This window comes from Mesorhizobium sp. WSM4308 (assembly GCF_002294905.1).
In the GTDB taxonomy this organism is placed as follows: Bacteria; Pseudomonadota; Alphaproteobacteria; order Rhizobiales; family Rhizobiaceae; genus Mesorhizobium.
In genome coordinates this window covers 131970-148021 of the sequence record NZ_NSFW01000018.1, presented here as the reverse complement: position 1 = coordinate 148021, position 16052 = coordinate 131970, and the positions used below count along the sequence as shown (strand labels likewise).

Genomic DNA, 16052 nt, shown 5'->3' with positions numbered 1-16052 from the left:
TCAACTGCGGCAGCATCAGCCATGACCAATGAGTTGGGCGACATCGGGTTCGGTTATCGGCCGCGCGCGGCCTATGCCACCGATCCGGCGCGCTCGCGCGGGCGGCTGTTCGACGAGGTCGAGAGCCCGACCCGCACGCCGTTCCAGCGCGACCGCGACCGCATCATCCACTCCACGGCGTTCCGGCGGCTCAAGCACAAGACACAGGTCTTCATCGCCCATGAAGGCGACCATTATCGCACAAGGCTGACCCATTCGATCGAGGTGGCGCAGATCGCACGTGCGCTGGCGCGGGCGCTGCGTGGCGACGAGGATCTCGCCGAGGCGGTGGCGCTGGTGCATGATTTCGGCCACACGCCCTTCGGCCATACCGGCGAGGACGCGCTGAACGACAAGATGGCGGCCTGGGGCGGCTTCGACCACAACGCCCAGTCGTTGCGCATCGTGACGCGGCTGGAGGCGCGCTACGCCGAATTCGACGGGCTGAACCTGACCTGGGAGACTCTGGAGGGCCTGGTCAAGCACAATGGCCCGCTGACCGATGCCAGTGGCAAGGGGCTGAAAGGGCCGGTGCCGCAAGCGATCCGCGATTATTCGCAGCTGCAGGATCTCGAACTCGACCGGTTCGCCGGCATCGAGGCGCAGTGCGCGGCGATCGCCGACGACATCGCCTACAACACGCATGACATCGATGACGGGTTGCGGGCAGGGCTGCTGACGCTCGACATGCTGAAAACCGTCTCGCTGCCGGGGAAGATCCTGGAGGACGTGCGCCAACGCTATCCCAGGCTCGATGACGTGCGCACCGGTCACGAACTGATGCGGCGGCAGATCACCGCCATGGTCGAGGATGTCATCGTTGCCGCGACGGCAAATCTGCAACGCGTCGGGCCGCGCAGCGCCGACGCGGTGAGGGCGGCGGGCGAGACGATGGTGAGCTTTTCCGCCGAGATGGCCGCGGCCGAGAAGGAGTTGAAGGCCTTTCTCTACAAGCACCTCTACCGGCACGAGGAGGTGATGCGGGTGCGCGCCGGTGCCGAGCAGATCGTCAGGGACCTGTTCGACGTCTATTTCGCCGACCCGCGCGCCATGCCCGATGGCTGGCGCGAGGGGTTGGACCGGGCCGAGGATCGCATCAAGGCGCGCAGCGTCGCCGATTTCCTGGCAGGGATGACCGACACCTATGCGCTCAAGGAACACAGGCGTTTGTTTGACCGCACCCCGGATTTGAGCTAGGGCGAGCGCGATTTTGCCGGCCAATGAGCCGGATTCGCCTAAACCGCCAGAGCAATACCCATGAACATCTTCGCCGATTTCACCGCGCGAGTCACAAAGGCTGTCGAAGCGCTTGATCTGAAAGACAAGGACGGCGTTTCGCCCGACCTTTCACGCATTGCCGTCGAACCGCCGCGCGACGCCAGCCATGGCGATCTCGCGACCAATGCGGCGATGGTGCTGGCCAAGCCCACCGGCCAGAACCCGCGCGCGCTAGCCGAAAGGCTGGCGTTGGCGTTGCGCGATGACAAGGATGTCGCCGCCGCCGAGGTTGCCGGCCCCGGCTTCGTCAATCTCCGGCTCAAGGACGGCTTCTGGCAGGCGCACCTGTCGGCGCTTCTGGGCGAGGGGCGCAATTACGGCCGCTCGACGATCGGCGCCGGCCGGAAAACCAATGTCGAATATGTCTCGGCCAACCCGACGGGGCCGATGCATGTCGGCCATTGCCGGGGCGCCGTTGTCGGCGACGCGCTCGCCAATCTGATGGCGTTTGCCGGTTACGAAGTGACCAAGGAATATGTCATAAACGATGCCGGCTCGCAGATCGATGTGCTCGGGCGCTCGGCCTTCCTTCGCTACCGCGAAGCGCTGGGCGACGACATCGGCGAAATACCGGCCGGGCTCTATCCCGGCGACTACTTGGTGCCGGTTGGTCAGGCGCTGGTCAAGGAGTTCGGCCGTTCGCTGATGCAGATGCCCGATGACGAGGCGCTGGCCATTGTCAAGGACCGCACCATCGATGCGATGATGGCGATGATCCGCGAGGATCTGGCGCTGCTCAACGTGCATCACGACGTGTTCTTCTCCGAACGCACGCTGCATACCGACAATGCCAGGAAAATCCGTTCGGCGATCAACGACCTGACGCTGAAGGGCCACATCTACAAGGGCAAGCTGCCGCCGCCCAAGGGCGAGAAGCCGGACGACTGGGAAGACCGCGAGCAGACGCTTTTCCGCTCGACCGCGGTCGGCGACGACATGGACCGGGCGCTGGTCAAGTCCGACGGCGCGTTCACCTATTTCGCCGCCGACGTGGCGTATCTGAAGGACAAGGTCGATCGCGGTTTCGTCGATCTGATCTATGTGCTGGGCGCCGACCATGGCGGTTACGTCAAGCGGCTGGAGGCGCTGGCACGGGCCATTGCCGGTGACGAGGTCAAACTAACCGTCCTGCTGTGCAATCTGGTCAAGCTGTTTCGTGAGGGCGAGCCGGTTCGCATGTCGAAGCGGTCCGGTGATTTCGTGACGCTTCGGGAAGTCGTGGAGGAGGTTGGCCGCGACGCCATCCGTTTCATGATGCTGTATCGCAAGAGCGATGCGCCGCTCGATTTCGATTTCGCCAAGGTGACCGAACAGTCCAAGGACAATCCGGTGTTTTACGTGCAGTACGCCTCGGCGCGCTGCCATTCGGTGTTCCGGCAGGCAAGCGAGCAGCTGGGCGAAGCGAATTTCGATCGCAAGAGCCTGGCTGCCGCCGCGGCTTCGCTGACCGACGAGGGCGAGATCGGCCTGATCCGCAAGCTCGCCGAATATCCACGCCTGATCGAATCCGCGGCTCTTGCGCTGGAGCCGCATAGGCTGGCATTTTACCTTTATGACCTGGCTTCCAGTTTCCACGGACACTGGAACCGGGGTACGGATAATCCGGACTTACGTTTTGTTAAGGTTAACGACCGACAATTGACGCATGCCAGACTAGGGCTGGTGCAGGCTGTTTCGGACGTTCTGACGTCCGGCCTGACGTTGATCGGAGCCGCTGCGCCCACCGAAATGCGTTAGGTTTGACTAAAAAACCTGTCACCTTTTGCCCACATTGCGCTGGTAAGGGCCAACCCTGCGCGACGTCCATGGCGTCCGAATGAGTGCGAGTTCGGGAACAATAATGGCAGACAGAACCCAGCTGAGAGTAGCCGACAACAACGACATCACTGACGATGATCCGTTCGCGGAACTGACCAGGATCATGGGATTCGACCCACGCCAGCCAGTCAAGCCGCAGGCGCGGGTCGAGCCGCAGGCCGCTGTTGCCAGTCAGCCCGTGCAAGAGGACGATTTCGACATCGACCTCGAAAAGGAATTGATGGGCGAGTTCGACGCTGGCGACAGTGTCGCCGCTCCGGTTGTCGAGGCTCATGAGCCGGCATTCGAAACGGCTGCCACAGACGCGGCCGACGACGATCTTGCGCTGTCGCTCGACGACGATTTCCATCTGGACCTCGCGGGTGCCGACGAGCAGGGGCTCGTCGCCAGCCATGCCAACCCTGGCGCTGCCGAAGCCGCGCCGTCCGTCGAGCCTGCCTTCGACGCCGATTTCGACAATGCCGTCGCCAGTTCGCTCGAAGACGTTTCGCCCTTCGAGGACGACCTGCCGATGGAAGACGAGCTTGCCGCTTCGCTCGACCAGGATTTCCACGTCGAGGACCATGCCGCCGAGATCGAGGACGAAGCCGTCGAGCCCCAGCATGCCGTTGCCGAAGTGCCGATGGCTGTCGAGCCGGCCGCCGCGCACGAATTCGACGATGCGGTCGCGATTTCGCTCGAAGACGAGCTGATGCTCGACGACCATTCGGCGGATCAGCCCCATGCGGCCGCGGTCGACTATCCGGAGCCGGTGCTGGCCGCCGCGAATGAAACCCAGGCGATCGCCGACGAGGATTTCGAGGGGCATTTCGACGACGCCATGGCGGATGTCGATATGGATTTTGAGGTTCAGGCGGACCAGCCGGTGGCCTTTGATGCGGCGGAAGCGCACGAAGTGCCCGCTCATGCCGTGGATGCGATGGACGAGTTCTCGAGCTCCGAAGCCGTTTCGGAAGATGATTTCGATCTCAACCTGGACGACTCGTTCGCCGAGCCTGCCGAAGAGCCGGTCGCCGAGGTTGCCGCTGCCGCGGTCCAGCCGATAGCTCCGGCAACGCCGGCAGCCGTCATGGCCGAGCCGGCGCCGGCCCCCGTGGCGGACGAGCGTAGCCTCGAAGACGAGTTGAACGCACTTCTGGGCGCCATGACGGCGCGCACGCCGCCGTCGGCCAAGGAGCCCGAGCCCGAGCCCGAGCCCGCCGCCGCTCAACCCGTTGCGGCTCAGCCGGCCGCTGCTCCCGTTCAGTCGTATGTTCCCGCGCCGGCAAAGGCCGCCGAGGAGCCTGCCGATCTCGACTGGGATCTCGACGAACATGCGACCGAGGATCCGCATGCCTCCAGCGCGGCTCACGCCGCCGATGCCGATCTCGACAATCTGCCGCTCGATGAGCTTCACGGCCAGGATCTGGGCGCGGACGCCGCCAATCATAGCGACATCGATTTCGACGATGATGCGTTCGACGCGGCCTTGGCCGGGGATCTCGATCCGCGCGACGAGGCAGCTTGGCGGCAGGATCAGACCGATTCCCCCGATTGGCTGGCCGAACGCTCCGCACCGACCGAGCCGACCCGTTCGTGGAGCCGCGTGACACCGGTTCCCCAACAGCCGGCATTCGCGGCGCAGCCGGCCGCTTCGATGACGGCAAGGACCGCCGCGCCTGAAATGGCCCCAGCGGCGGCTGTGGTGCCGCCCTACCGCGCGCCCGAGCCGGTTGCGGCCGCGCCCTATGCGGCGCCCGCATCCGCACCGCAGCCGCGACAGTCGTCGCGCTACGAAGAGATGCCCGATGTCGAAACGGTCGATGTGCCGGAGCGCGTCGTGGCGCTGGCGGACGATCTCGACATCCCGGAACTGCATTTCGAGGAAGATGAACCGGCCGCATCAGGCTATGACGATCTCGACGCAGAGTTCGCCAGCCTTCTGACGGAAATGAATTCGGTGGAGGTCGCGCCTGCTGCAGCCGCACCCGCAAGCAGCGCTGCCTATGCCGATGAATCCTTTGATGGCGGATTCAAATCGGCCTATCATGCGCCGGCGTACGAAGAACCCAAACCGGCTTATGGCGGGGTCAAACCGGCCCTTCAGCCGGAAGCGCGGACCTATGCGGCGCGGCCGGCGGAAATGCCCGCCCGTGCTGCAGCGAACACCGGCTATGCCGACGCCGCCGACGGCTTCGATCTCGACAGTCTGCCTGGCAGCCAGCCGGTCTCGCAGGCGGACGATTTCACCGTCGATGAGCTCGACTATGATCCTGAACTGGACGAAGCAATGTCCGTTCCGGGTCTCGGCGAGCGGCAAGCGGCCAGGCCGTCGGGCCGCCGTGGCCTGTTCATCGCGGCGATCGTCGGTGCCGTGGCGGTCGCTGGCGGTCTTGGCGCCTTTGCGCTGTCTTTCGGCGGCAAGGGCGGCAGCGAAGCGCCGGTGATCGTCAAGGCCGACAATTCGCCGATCAAGGTCAAGCCGGAAAATCCGGGCGGCACCGTGGTGCCGAACCAGGACAACAAGGTTTACGACGCGGTGGTCAAGGGCGCGAAGCCCGCCGAACCGGTGCAGCAGAAGCTTGTCACCAACACCGAGGTTCCCGTGGATGTGCAGGCGAAGGATCCGGCCCGTGCCGTCAATCCTTCTGCCGGCCAGGGTGCTGTCGTCGGCGGAGCCGATGACGGCAATGCCGCGCCGACCGCCAGTGCGGCGCCGGCTGGCAATCTTGCGCCGACCGACAATGCGGCGCCAGCGCCCAAGTCCGAGGATCGCATCGCGCAGGTGCTGCAGGATACCGACAAGGGCAACAACACCGATGTCGTCGCCGTCGCACCGCGCAAGGTGAGGACGATGGTGGTCAAATCGGACGGCTCGCTGGTGCCGCGCGACGATCCGGCGCCGGCCGCGCCGCAGGTGGCGGCCGCTGAACCGAGCGATCCGGCGCCGCAGCACGTCGCGCCGTCCGCCGATGCCGACCAGACCGGCACCGTGGCGGCCGCCGCGGCCCAATCGGGCGATGAGCCGGCCCTCAAGCCGGCGGCCAAACCGGCCAAGGCGCAGTCGGCCAATACTCCGGCCAAGGTTGCGATCGCGCCGCAGCGTCCATCCGACCAGCCCGTCGACGTCGTCGGCGAGGTCAAGCCCGATCAGGTCGCCTCCATCGACCAGGCAACGACGGCTACCGGCAGCGGTTCTTGGTCGATGCAGGTTGCTTCGCAGCCGACGGTGGAAAGCGCCCAGTCGACCTACCAAGATCTGCAGCGCCGCTATGGCAGCGTGCTTGCCGGCCGCACCGCCAACATCGTCAAGGCCGAGATAGCCGGCAAGGGCACGTTCTACCGCGTCCGCGTTGTGGCCCAGTCACGCAACGATGCTATCAATTTGTGCACCAGCTACAAGGCCGCCGGCGGCAACTGCTTCGTGTCGCGCTAGACGCGTTCAACCAATCAAAGCCGGCGCGGCCCAAGGTCGCGCCGGTTTTTTCATACGCCCAGCGCTTTTTCATGTGGAAGCATTTCGGGCGTCGGACCGCATGTATTTCCAGACGATTCCCTTTGGCCGCGCGAAGCCCTAGACTCCTGGCATGACCGAATCAAAATCCATGATCCTCGGCTGTGCCGGGAAATCGCTCACCCGCGAAGAAATCAATTTCTATCGCAATGAATGCCCGTGGGCCTTCATCCTGTTTGCCCGCAACATCGGCGAGACCGAGCAGATCCGCGATCTCGTCGCCGAGATGCGCGACTGTATCGGGCGGCCGGACGCGCTGGTGTTCATCGACCAGGAAGGCGGCAGGGTGCAACGCCTGCGGCCGCCGCTGGCGCCGAACTACCCTGCGGGCGGGGCGCTTGGAGCGCTGTGGCGCGACGATCATGAGGCCGGTGCCCGTGCTGCCTGGCTGATGGCGCGCCTGCACGCCTTCGATCTACTGCGCTACGGCATCACCGCGGATTGCCTCCCGGTGCTCGACGTGCCGATAGAAGGCGCCAGCGACGTCATCGGCGCACGTGCCTACGGCAAGGAGCCGCGCGCGGTCATCGAGCTCGGCCGTGCCGCCGCCGAAGGCCTGATGTCGGGCGGCGTGCTGCCCGTGATGAAACACATTCCGGGGCATGGAAGGGCCTTTGCCGACACGCATTTCGAGCTGCCGACGGTCGACGCGTCGCTCAGCGACCTGCAGCGGCATGACTTTGCCCCGTTCCGAGAGCTCAACGACCTGCCGATGGCGATGACGGCGCATGTCGTCTACAGCGCCATCGACCCCAAGAACCCGGCGACGACGTCCGGCAAGGTCATCGACGAGATCATCCGCCGCGACATCGGCTTCGACGGGCTCCTGATGAGCGACGACACCTCGATGAAGGCACTTTCTGGGGATTTCCCGACAAAGGCGGCGTCGATCCTTGCGGCGGGCTGCGATCTGGTCCTTCACTGCAACGGCGTTTTCGAGGAGATGGCGGGCATTGCGTCGCGCACCACGGGGCTTGAAGGCAAGTCGCTGGAGCGTGCAAAGCGGGCGCTGACCTATATAAGGAAACGCGACGCGGTAGAGGAAACCGAGATACGCGCTGAATTCGCCACCTATTTCGATGCGGTGGCCTAACCAAGGGAAGTGACAGAGGCAGTGGCGGAAACATTGGAAGGCAAGGCCGCGAAGGCCGCACCGATGGACCGCCTGTGGGCCGAGAATGACGATTCACGCGTCACCGGCGACCCGTCGCTGGTCGTCGATGTGGCCGGCTTCGAAGGCCCGCTCGATCTTCTGCTGCATCTTGCCCGCACCCAGAAGGTCGACCTGGCGCGCATCTCGATCCTGGCGCTGGTCGAGCAGTATCTGGCCTTTGTCGAGAAGGCGAGGGCGCTGCGGCTCGAACTTGCGGCCGACTATCTGGTGATGGCGGCATGGCTCGCCTTCCTCAAGTCGAAGCTGTTGATCCCCAAGCAGCCGGGCGAAGAGGGCGAGAGCGGCGAGGAACTGGCGGCCGTGCTGCAGTTCCGGCTGAAGCGGCTGGAAGCGATGCGTGATGCGGCGGCCCGCCTAGTCAATCGCAATCGCCTCGGCCGCGACGTGTTCGCGCGCGGCATGCCCGAAATGGTGATCATCGAGAAGCGCAACGCCTATTCGGCGTCGCTCTACGATCTCCTGACCGCCTATGCCCAGCAGCGGCAGAAGCAGGCGATCACCAATGTAACGATCGCCAGGCGTGGCGTCTGGTCGCTCAAGGACGCGCGCGACATCCTGACCCGGCTGATCGGCTCGCTGCGCGACTGGACGGCGCTGGACAGCTTCCTCATCCAATACATGACCAGCCCGGAAGAGCGGCGCACGGCGATCGCCAGCTCGTTCGCGGCGACACTGGAACTGGTGCGCGAGCGCAAGATGGATCTGCGACAGGACGAGGTGTTCGCGCCAATCTATCTGCGCGATCACCGCGCACCGGCAATCAAGGCAGTCGAGGTGGCATCATGAGCGAACGCGCCAACGCTTCGGTTATCCCCTTCAAGGTGGACGATGAGCTGGAAGGCGAGCTCGACCGGACTTCGGCCGAGGATCCGATGCAGAACCCGGCCGAGCGCCTGCATATTGCGGAGGCCGTGCGCATGGCGGAGGCGATCGTGTTCGCCAGCGCCGAACCCGTCAGCGAAAAGCAGCTTGCCGCGCGCCTCCCCGACGGCATCAACGTTGCTTTGGCCATGGCCGAGCTGCAGCAGGTTTACGCCCGGCGCGGCGTTAATCTGGTGCGGGTCGGCGACGCCTGGGCTTTCCGTACCGCCGGCGATCTCGCCTTCCTGATGAGCCGCGATACGGTGCAGCAGCGCAAGCTGTCGCGCGCGGCGCTCGAAGTGCTGGCGATCATCGCCTATCACCAGCCGGTGACGCGTGCCGAGATCGAGGATATCCGCGGTGTCGAGACGTCGAAGGGCACGCTCGACACGCTGCTCGAGACGGAATGGGTGCGCATGCGCGGCCGCCGCAAGACACCTGGCCGCCCCGTCACCTATGGCACCACCGAAACCTTCCTCGATCATTTCGCGCTCGAGGAAATCCGCGATCTTCCCGGTATGGAAGAACTGAAGGGGGCGGGCCTGCTCTCGGGCCGCATGCCGTCGAATTTCGCCATCCCGCAGCCGCCGGCCGATCCCGACTTGCTGACGGAAGACGAGGATCCGCTGACCGACATCGATCTCGAGGAACTCGGCCTGCTGACGCCACGCGTCACGGAAGATTGACCACTGGCGCTCTGTCCAAGCGCGCCGATAGGTCGTAGATGCGCCGATTGGTAGCGGGCCAGCGAGTCGAAAAAGCGTGACATCCGTCACCCTTTCATAAACTCTGTCGCTGTTGTGTTTGAATCTCAACGCGAAAACGCATAGATCATCGCCAGGGAAAACATTCGAGAGAGATTTGCTATGGGTTCATTTTCGATTTGGCACTGGATGATCGTGCTGGTGATCGTGCTGCTGGTCTTCGGCCGCGGCAAGATTCCCGAGCTGATGGGCGACATGGCCAAAGGCATCAAGAGCTTCAAGAAGGGCATGGCGGACGACGACGTCGCCGACGACAAGCGCACCGTCGAACACCGTGCCGACGAGACCGTTTCGGCCGTGAAGGAAAAAGCCAGCAAGAGCTGAGCCAAAAAGTTCTAGTCGGAACAGAGTGCCATGTTTGAAGTCGGCTGGACCGAAATGCTGGTGATCGCGGTCGTCATGATCGTGGTCGTCGGGCCGAAGGATTTGCCCAATATGCTGCGCACCTTTGGCCGCACGACGGCGAAGCTGCGCGCCATGGCCGCCGACTTCCAGAAACAGTTCAACGAAGCGCTGAAGGAAGCGGAACTCGACGACGTCAAGAAGTCGGTCGACGAGCTCAGGGGGCTCAGCCCCGTTGCCGAGATCAGAAAACAGCTCAATCCGTTCGAGCAGGCTGCGGCCGATGTGCGTGCCGGCGTCGACTCGGCGATGAAGCCGAAGCCGGCCGCCGATCCGGCAACGCCGGTGGCTACGGCGCCGCAGGCGTCCGAGCCGTTGAAGAACGGCGCGACGGAAATGCCTGGCGTCAGCGCCGCGGGAGCAACGCCGCCAACGCCGATTTTCCCGGCCATGACCGATGAATCGGTGGTGGTGGCGTCCACGGGACCTGCCGTGACGCCGAAGGCGGGCAGGAAAGCCGCCAAGGCCGCGCCGGCGGCAAAGGTGCCAGCCAAGACCTCGACATCCGCGAAGACGGTGACGGTAAAAGCCGCACCCGCGCCTAAGGCGTCGACAAAGGCCGTGACGAAGCCTGCCGCCGCCAAGGCGACTGCGGCAAAGACCGTGGCGAAAGCCGAACCGAAGCCTGCGCCGGCGAAGAAGCCGGCGGCCAAGAAGACGGCTGGAGCCGCCAAGTGAGCGTTTCGGACAAGGAAAAGGACGAGATCGAGAAGTCGTCGGCGCCGCTGATCGAGCATCTCATCGAGTTGCGCCGCCGGCTGATCTGGTCGCTCGGCGGCTTTTTCGTCGCCTTCCTGGTCTGCTTCTTCTTCGCCAAGAGGCTGTTCAACCTTCTGGTCGTCCCCTTCAGATGGGCGACGAAATGGGCGGGTCTCGACCCGCACAAGGTCGAGCTGATCTACACCGCGCCGCAGGAATTCTTCTTCACGCAGGTCAAGCTCGCCATGTTCGGCGGCATGGTCATCGCCTTTCCGCTGATCGCCACGCAGATCTACAAATTCATCGCGCCCGGCCTCTACAAGAACGAGCGCAACGCCTTCCTGCCGTTCCTGATCGCGTCGCCGATCCTGTTCCTGATGGGCGCCTCGCTGGTCTATTTCTTCTTCACCCCGATGGTAATGTGGTTCTTCCTCGCCATGCAGCAGGCCGGCACGGACGAGCAGGTGCAGATTTCGCTGCTGCCGAAAGTGTCGGAATATCTCAGCCTGATCATGACGCTGATCTTCTCCTTCGGCCTGGTGTTTCAGCTGCCGGTGGTGACCAGCCTGATGACGCGCGTAGGCATGCTGTCGTCCAAGGCGCTGGCCGAGAAGCGCAAATGGGCGATCGTCATCGCCTTCGTCGTCGCCGCCGTGCTGACGCCTCCCGATCCGATGAGCCAGATCGGCTTGGCCATCCCGACCATCCTGCTCTACGAGGTCGCCATCTGGTCGTCCCGCCTGATCGAGCGCAGCCAGGAGCGCGAGCGCCTGGCGCGTGAGAAGCAGGAAGCCGGGGAGACCGTGGCCGACAAGACACCGGACGAGCCTCCGGCGTCGGCTGCCTCGTAAGACCTCAGCGGCGGCGGAAAACGACAAGCGCCGCCCAGCCTCATCTTGCATCGGTCAAGGATGCGGTTTACGCCCTCGGAGCTTAGCTCAGGAGCGTTCAAACCATGCTTGACATCAAATGGATTCGCGACAACCCGAAGGCCCTTGTCGAGGCGCTGGTGAAGCGCTCGTGGTCGGCCGGCGAGGCGCAGTCCACGGTCGATGATCTGATCGCCAGGGACGAGGCGCGGCGCGAACACGTCACCGAGCTGCAGACCAAGCAGGAGCGCCGCAACGCCGCCTCGAAGGAGATCGGCAACGCCATGCGTTCGGGTGACGCCGCTCTTGCCGAAAAACTCAAGGCCGAAGTCGGCGATATAAAAACCTTCATCCAGAATGGCGAGGCGCGTGAGCGCGAGCTCGACAAGGCGCTGACCGACGCGCTGGCGGTGCTGCCCAACGTGCCTCTCGACGATGTGCCGGTCGGCAAGGACGAACACGACAATGTCGTCAAACACATTGTCGGCAAGGTGCCGACGCGGCCGAACTGGGTGAAGGAGCATTTCGAGGTCGGCGAAGCGCTCGGCATGATGGATTTCGAGCGGGCGGCAAAGCTGTCGGGCTCGCGCTTCACCGTGCTGAAGAGCGGATTGGCGCGGATGGAACGCGCGATCGGCCAGTTCATGCTCGACCTGCATACGACCGAGCACGGCTACGAGGAAGTGATCCCGCCGCTGATGGTGCGCGACGAAGTGCTTTTCGGCACCAACCAGCTGCCGAAATTCGAGGAAGACCTGTTCTTCACGCCGCATGGGGAGGGTAGGCTTGGCCTGATCCCGACCGCCGAGGTGCCGCTCACCAATCTCGTGCGCGAAGAAATCACCGCGCATGAAAAGCTGCCGCTGCGCTTCACCGCGCTGACGCCGTGCTTCCGTTCGGAAGCCGGCTCGGCCGGCCGGGACACACGCGGCATGCTGCGCCAGCACCAGTTCTACAAGGTCGAGCTGGTGTCGATCACCGACCAGGAATCCTCGCTCGCCGAGCACGAGCGCATGACGCAATGCGCCGAGGAAGTGCTGAAGCGGCTGGAACTGCCGTTCCGCACCATGGTTTTGTGCACCGGCGACATGGGATTTGGCGCGCGCAAGACCTATGACATCGAGGTCTGGTTGCCCGGCCAGAACGCCTATCGCGAAATCTCGTCCTGTTCGGTCTGCGGCGATTTCCAGGCGCGCCGCATGGACGCGCGCTACAAGGACAAGGACGGCAAGGGCAATCGCTTCGTCCATACGCTCAACGGTTCGGGCACCGCCGTCGGCCGCGCCCTGATTGCCGTCATCGAAAACTACCAGAACGAGGATGGCAGCGTAACCATTCCTGAAGTGCTGCGGCCTTACATGGGCGGTCTGGCAAAGATCGAAGCGAAGTAATGCGCATTCTTCTGACCAATGACGACGGCATTCATGCCGAGGGCCTGGCGTCGCTCGAACGCGTCGCGCGCACACTCTCCGACGATGTCTGGGTGGTGGCGCCGGAGCAGGACCAGTCCGGCTATGCGCATTCGCTGTCGATCTCGGAGCCGCTGCGGCTGCGCAGGATCGGCGAGAAGCATTTTGCAGTGCGCGGCACGCCGACCGATTGCGTCATCATGGGGGTGAAGAAGATCCTGCCCGGCGCGCCTGACCTGATCCTGTCAGGCATCAATTCGGGCGCCAATATCGCCGACGACGTGACCTATTCGGGAACCGTCGCCGGCGCCATGGAAGGCGCGCTGCTCGGTATCCGCTCGATCGCGCTCAGCCAGGGCTATTCCTATGTCGGCGAGGATCGCATCGTTCCCTATGAAACGACCGAGGCGCTTGCGCCGGCACTGCTGAAGAAGCTCGTCGCGACGCCGCTGCCGGACGGCGTGCTTCTCAACGTCAATTTTCCCAACTGCCTTCCCGAAGAGGTCGCGGGCACGGTGGTCACCACACAAGGAAAACTCGTGCACAGCCTGTGGGTCGACGAGCGCCGTGACGGGCGCGGCCTGCCTTACTACTGGCTGCGCTTCGGCCGCGAGCCGGTCGAGGGCAAGCAAGGCACCGACCTCCACGCGCTGCGCAACCGTCTGGTGTCGGTGACGCCGTTGCAGCTCGACCTCACCGCGCATGAGATCCGTGACCAGCTGAGCAAGGCGCTTGCATGAATCTGCCGATCGATGACCGCGAAGGATTTGCCGCTTTCCTGTTGCGCCTGCGCGGCAGGGGAACCGTGCCGAAGGCGTTGATCGCGGCTTTCGAGGCGACACCACGGCGCGGCTTCCTGGCGGCCAACTTCCACCAACTCGCCTGGTCCGACCGCATGCTGCCGATCGAATGCGGCGAGGCGATCGAAGGCGCCGACATGCAGGCGGCGGTGATCGCGGCCCTTGCCATCGAAGCGGGAAATCGCGTTCTCGAGATCGGCACCGGCTCCGGCTATACGGCGGCGGTGATGTCACGGCTGGCGGCGCGGATCGTCACCATCGACCGCTACAAGACCCTGGTCGAGCAGGCCAGGCAGCGTTTCGAGGCGCTTGGCATCGGCAATGTCATCGTGCGCCAGTCCGACGGCTCCGGCGGCCTGCCAGCAGAAGGCCCGTTCGACCGCATTGTCGCCTGGGCCGCCTTCGACAGCCTGCCGCGCTTCCTGCTCGACCAGCTGTCGAGCGGCGGCATCGTCATCGCGCCGATCGGGCCGGAGGAGGGCGAGCAGGTGCTGGCCAAGCTCACCAAGGTCGGCAGCCGTTTCGAGCGCGAGGATATCGGCCTCGTGCGGCTGCAGCCGATCCTGCGCAGCATAGCCGCGGTCATCTAGGAGCATTGATATTCAGGTGAGACCGCCCTGCAAATGGCTGACACCTGCGCTTCCCCGTTCTACTGCGTCGCAGTAGAACTGTGCTCACGTACTGAAGTACGCTCCGCTCCGGTTCTCGGTATCAACCATTTTCGACTTGGTCTGACCTGAATCTCGACGCGCCTCCTGCGCACTCGAATGTTTTAAGAAAATTTTCGTCGGATTCTAATGGGTTAACCGACCAGTAACATTAACGCGCTTTAATCCGATCCAGTTGGTGCAGCGTTTGTGCGGGTTAGTGCGATGCAACTCAGTGTTTTGAAGACAAACAGTCGCAATCTGGCGCGGGGCTGCGCTGTTCTCATGATTGCGGGGGCGGCCGCCGGGTGCAGTTCCCAGGCTTCGCGGTTCAACAGTGTCGACGACGTCTTCACTTCCTCGACCAACAATCAGCGCGCCATCATCAACAAGCAGGATGCCGTACAGCCCTATCCGGGCGATGTCTCGGCCGCGCCGCTTGACGGCAGCCACACGCAGTCGATCAGCCGCTCGAGCCTCGACCCGGTTTCGAGCCGGCCGTTGCCGCCGCCCGTTTCAGCCCAGGCGCAACCCGCGCCGGCGCTCGCGCCTGCCGCCAATCCAGTGCGTGCCGCTTCGGCGCCGGCCATGGTTCGGCCTGCTCCCCATGTCGACAGGACGACAACCGGCACCGTGGAGCCGGCCGCCAAGCCGTTCAAGAATGCCCAGCCCGACGCGCCGAAGGTGGCCGAGGCGGGCAGGCCGCACGCGACCGAGATCGTCGTCAGGGACGGCGAGACCATTTCCGGCCTGGCGGCGCATTACAAAGTGCCGGCCGATGTCATCATGAAGGTGAATGGCCTGAGCCCGACCAAGGGGCTGAAGACCGGCCAGAAGATCGTCATTCCGGCCTATGCCTATTCGAGCAAGGCCGAGCCGAAGGTCGCCGACGCCAGGCCGTTGAAGGACGGGCCGGCGAAGGATGGCAAGCACGACCTGCCGGCCACCGCGCCGGACAAGGTCGCCGTCCTGCCGCAGCAGCCTAAGCTCAAGGAAGGCAAGTCCGCCGCGCAGGTCGATGCTTCGGCCGCCGCAAGCCAGCCCAAGGAGCCCAAGCCGGCGCAGGTCGCCAAGGCAACAGGCGCCGCCGGCACCTACACGGTCCAGTCGGGTGACACGATGTCTTCGATCGCCAGAAAGACCGGCGTCGGCGTCGTTGCGCTTAAGCAGGCCAACGGCATGAAGGATGGCCTGCTCAAGATCGGCCAGACCCTGAAGGTGCCGGCCGGTGGAACCGCGACGGTCGCCAGCGCCAAGCCGGCGAAAGTCGATCCGGTGACCACGGCAACCACGCAGCCTCCGGCAAAGGCCACGCCGTCGGAAACGCTGGCATCCTATACGCCGCCGAAGAAGGACGCGAAGGTCATCCAGCAGGCCGAGGACGACGACGCGGTGGCGCCCGATGCCACGGGTATCGGCAAGATGCGCTGGCCGGTGCGCGGCCGGGTGATCTCCGGTTTCGGATCCGGCAAGGACGGCGTCGACATCGCCGTGCCCTCGGGCACGCCGATCAAGGCGGCCGAGAACGGCGTCGTCATCTACGCCGGCGATGGGCTCAAGGAATTCGGCAACACGGTGCTGGTGCGCCACGAGAACGGCCTGGTCACCGTCTATGGCCATGCCAGTTCGATCGAGGTGCAGCGCGGCCAGAAGGTCAAGCGCGGCCAGGAGATCGCACTCTCGGGCATGAGCGGTACGACGGACTCGCCGAAGCTGCACTTCGAAGTGCGCAAGAACTCGGCGCCGGTCGATCCCTCGACCTATCTCGAATAGAACAAAAAAAGCGATTTTGCGGGCCG

At 64.4% G+C, this 16052-nt stretch carries 13 protein-coding genes; all 13 read left to right on the top strand.

All coding sequences use genetic code 11. From position 1 onward, the window contains the following. The first annotated feature begins 21 nt into the window (after positions 1 to 21). The 13 genes from CK227_RS28750 to CK227_RS28690 all read left to right on the top strand — a co-directional run bounded on the left by CK227_RS28750 (position 22) and on the right by CK227_RS28690 (position 16026). A complete protein-coding gene (locus tag CK227_RS28750) occupies positions 22 to 1236 on the top strand; it encodes a deoxyguanosinetriphosphate triphosphohydrolase (RefSeq protein ID WP_095772863.1) in 1215 nt (404 codons plus the stop codon). A 60-nt stretch (positions 1237 to 1296) separates the two neighbouring features. Beyond that, positions 1297 to 3054 carry an arginine--tRNA ligase gene (gene argS / locus CK227_RS28745; RefSeq protein ID WP_095772862.1) on the top strand — a complete coding sequence of 586 codons (1758 nt, stop codon included), beginning with the start codon at positions 1297 to 1299 and terminating at the stop codon, positions 3052 to 3054. Between the two features lie 103 nt (positions 3055 to 3157). Continuing rightward, positions 3158 to 6550 (top strand): SPOR domain-containing protein, encoded by a 3393-nt coding sequence (locus tag CK227_RS28740; protein ID WP_095772861.1) that lies wholly within the window; start codon positions 3158 to 3160, stop codon positions 6548 to 6550. 151 nt (positions 6551 to 6701) lie between these two features. Next, positions 6702 to 7721, top strand: coding sequence for a beta-N-acetylhexosaminidase (gene nagZ, locus CK227_RS28735; protein WP_095772860.1), 1020 nt, complete (start codon positions 6702 to 6704; stop codon positions 7719 to 7721). Positions 7722 to 7784: 63 nt separating this feature from the next. Beyond that, positions 7785 to 8588 carry a ScpA family protein gene (locus CK227_RS28730; RefSeq protein WP_095773095.1) on the top strand — a complete coding sequence of 268 codons (804 nt, stop codon included), beginning with the start codon at positions 7785 to 7787 and terminating at the stop codon, positions 8586 to 8588. Beyond that, positions 8585 to 9349 carry an SMC-Scp complex subunit ScpB gene (gene scpB, locus CK227_RS28725; RefSeq protein ID WP_095772859.1) on the top strand — a complete coding sequence of 255 codons (765 nt, stop codon included), beginning with the start codon at positions 8585 to 8587 and terminating at the stop codon, positions 9347 to 9349. The genes CK227_RS28730 and scpB overlap by 4 nt, the downstream gene beginning before the upstream one ends. 180 nt (positions 9350 to 9529) lie before the next feature. Beyond that, the gene (locus tag CK227_RS28720) at positions 9530 to 9751 is read left to right on the top strand and encodes a twin-arginine translocase TatA/TatE family subunit (RefSeq protein WP_010909892.1); all 222 of its coding nucleotides are present in this window, start codon (positions 9530 to 9532) and stop codon (positions 9749 to 9751) included. Between the two features lie 30 nt (positions 9752 to 9781). Then, entirely contained in the window at positions 9782 to 10507 is a 726-nt protein-coding gene (gene tatB, locus CK227_RS28715; RefSeq protein WP_095772858.1) for a Sec-independent protein translocase protein TatB, read from the top strand. Next, positions 10504 to 11379: a twin-arginine translocase subunit TatC gene (tatC, locus tag CK227_RS28710; RefSeq protein ID WP_095772857.1), complete on the top strand. Its 876-nt coding sequence runs from the start codon at positions 10504 to 10506 to the stop codon at positions 11377 to 11379. The genes tatB and tatC overlap by 4 nt, the downstream gene beginning before the upstream one ends. Positions 11380 to 11483: 104 nt before the next feature. Beyond that, the gene (gene serS / locus CK227_RS28705) at positions 11484 to 12788 is read left to right on the top strand and encodes a serine--tRNA ligase (protein WP_095772856.1); all 1305 of its coding nucleotides are present in this window, start codon (positions 11484 to 11486) and stop codon (positions 12786 to 12788) included. Next, on the top strand, positions 12788 to 13546 hold the full coding sequence (surE, locus tag CK227_RS28700) for a 5'/3'-nucleotidase SurE (RefSeq protein WP_095772855.1): 759 nt from the start codon (positions 12788 to 12790) through the stop codon (positions 13544 to 13546). The genes serS and surE overlap by 1 nt, the downstream gene beginning before the upstream one ends. Continuing rightward, entirely contained in the window at positions 13543 to 14196 is a 654-nt protein-coding gene (locus CK227_RS28695) for a protein-L-isoaspartate(D-aspartate) O-methyltransferase (RefSeq protein WP_095772854.1), read from the top strand. Before surE ends, CK227_RS28695 begins: the two co-directional genes overlap by 4 nt. A 282-nt stretch (positions 14197 to 14478) precedes the next feature. Further along, positions 14479 to 16026 carry a peptidoglycan DD-metalloendopeptidase family protein gene (locus CK227_RS28690; protein ID WP_095772853.1) on the top strand — a complete coding sequence of 516 codons (1548 nt, stop codon included), beginning with the start codon at positions 14479 to 14481 and terminating at the stop codon, positions 16024 to 16026. The last annotated feature ends 26 nt before the right edge of the window (positions 16027 to 16052 follow it).

Excerpts from the sequence above, each read along its gene's own strand:
- scpB (WP_095772859.1), top strand. The coding sequence starts at position 8,585 with ATGAGCGAACGCGCCAACGCTTCGGTTATCCCCTTCAAGGTGGACGAT.
- CK227_RS28750 (WP_095772863.1), top strand. The coding sequence starts at position 22 with ATGACCAATGAGTTGGGCGACATCGGGTTCGGTTATCGGCCGCGCGCG.
- tatB (WP_095772858.1), top strand. The coding sequence starts at position 9,782 with ATGTTTGAAGTCGGCTGGACCGAAATGCTGGTGATCGCGGTCGTCATG.
- nagZ (WP_095772860.1), top strand. The coding sequence starts at position 6,702 with ATGACCGAATCAAAATCCATGATCCTCGGCTGTGCCGGGAAATCGCTC.
- CK227_RS28740 (WP_095772861.1), top strand. The coding sequence starts at position 3,158 with ATGGCAGACAGAACCCAGCTGAGAGTAGCCGACAACAACGACATCACT.
- CK227_RS28690 (WP_095772853.1), top strand. The coding sequence starts at position 14,479 with ATGCAACTCAGTGTTTTGAAGACAAACAGTCGCAATCTGGCGCGGGGC.
- serS (WP_095772856.1), top strand. The coding sequence starts at position 11,484 with ATGCTTGACATCAAATGGATTCGCGACAACCCGAAGGCCCTTGTCGAG.
- argS (WP_095772862.1), top strand. The coding sequence starts at position 1,297 with ATGAACATCTTCGCCGATTTCACCGCGCGAGTCACAAAGGCTGTCGAA.
- surE (WP_095772855.1), top strand. The coding sequence starts at position 12,788 with ATGCGCATTCTTCTGACCAATGACGACGGCATTCATGCCGAGGGCCTG.
- CK227_RS28730 (WP_095773095.1), top strand. The coding sequence starts at position 7,785 with ATGGACCGCCTGTGGGCCGAGAATGACGATTCACGCGTCACCGGCGAC.
- CK227_RS28695 (WP_095772854.1), top strand. The coding sequence starts at position 13,543 with ATGAATCTGCCGATCGATGACCGCGAAGGATTTGCCGCTTTCCTGTTG.
- CK227_RS28720 (WP_010909892.1), top strand. The coding sequence starts at position 9,530 with ATGGGTTCATTTTCGATTTGGCACTGGATGATCGTGCTGGTGATCGTG.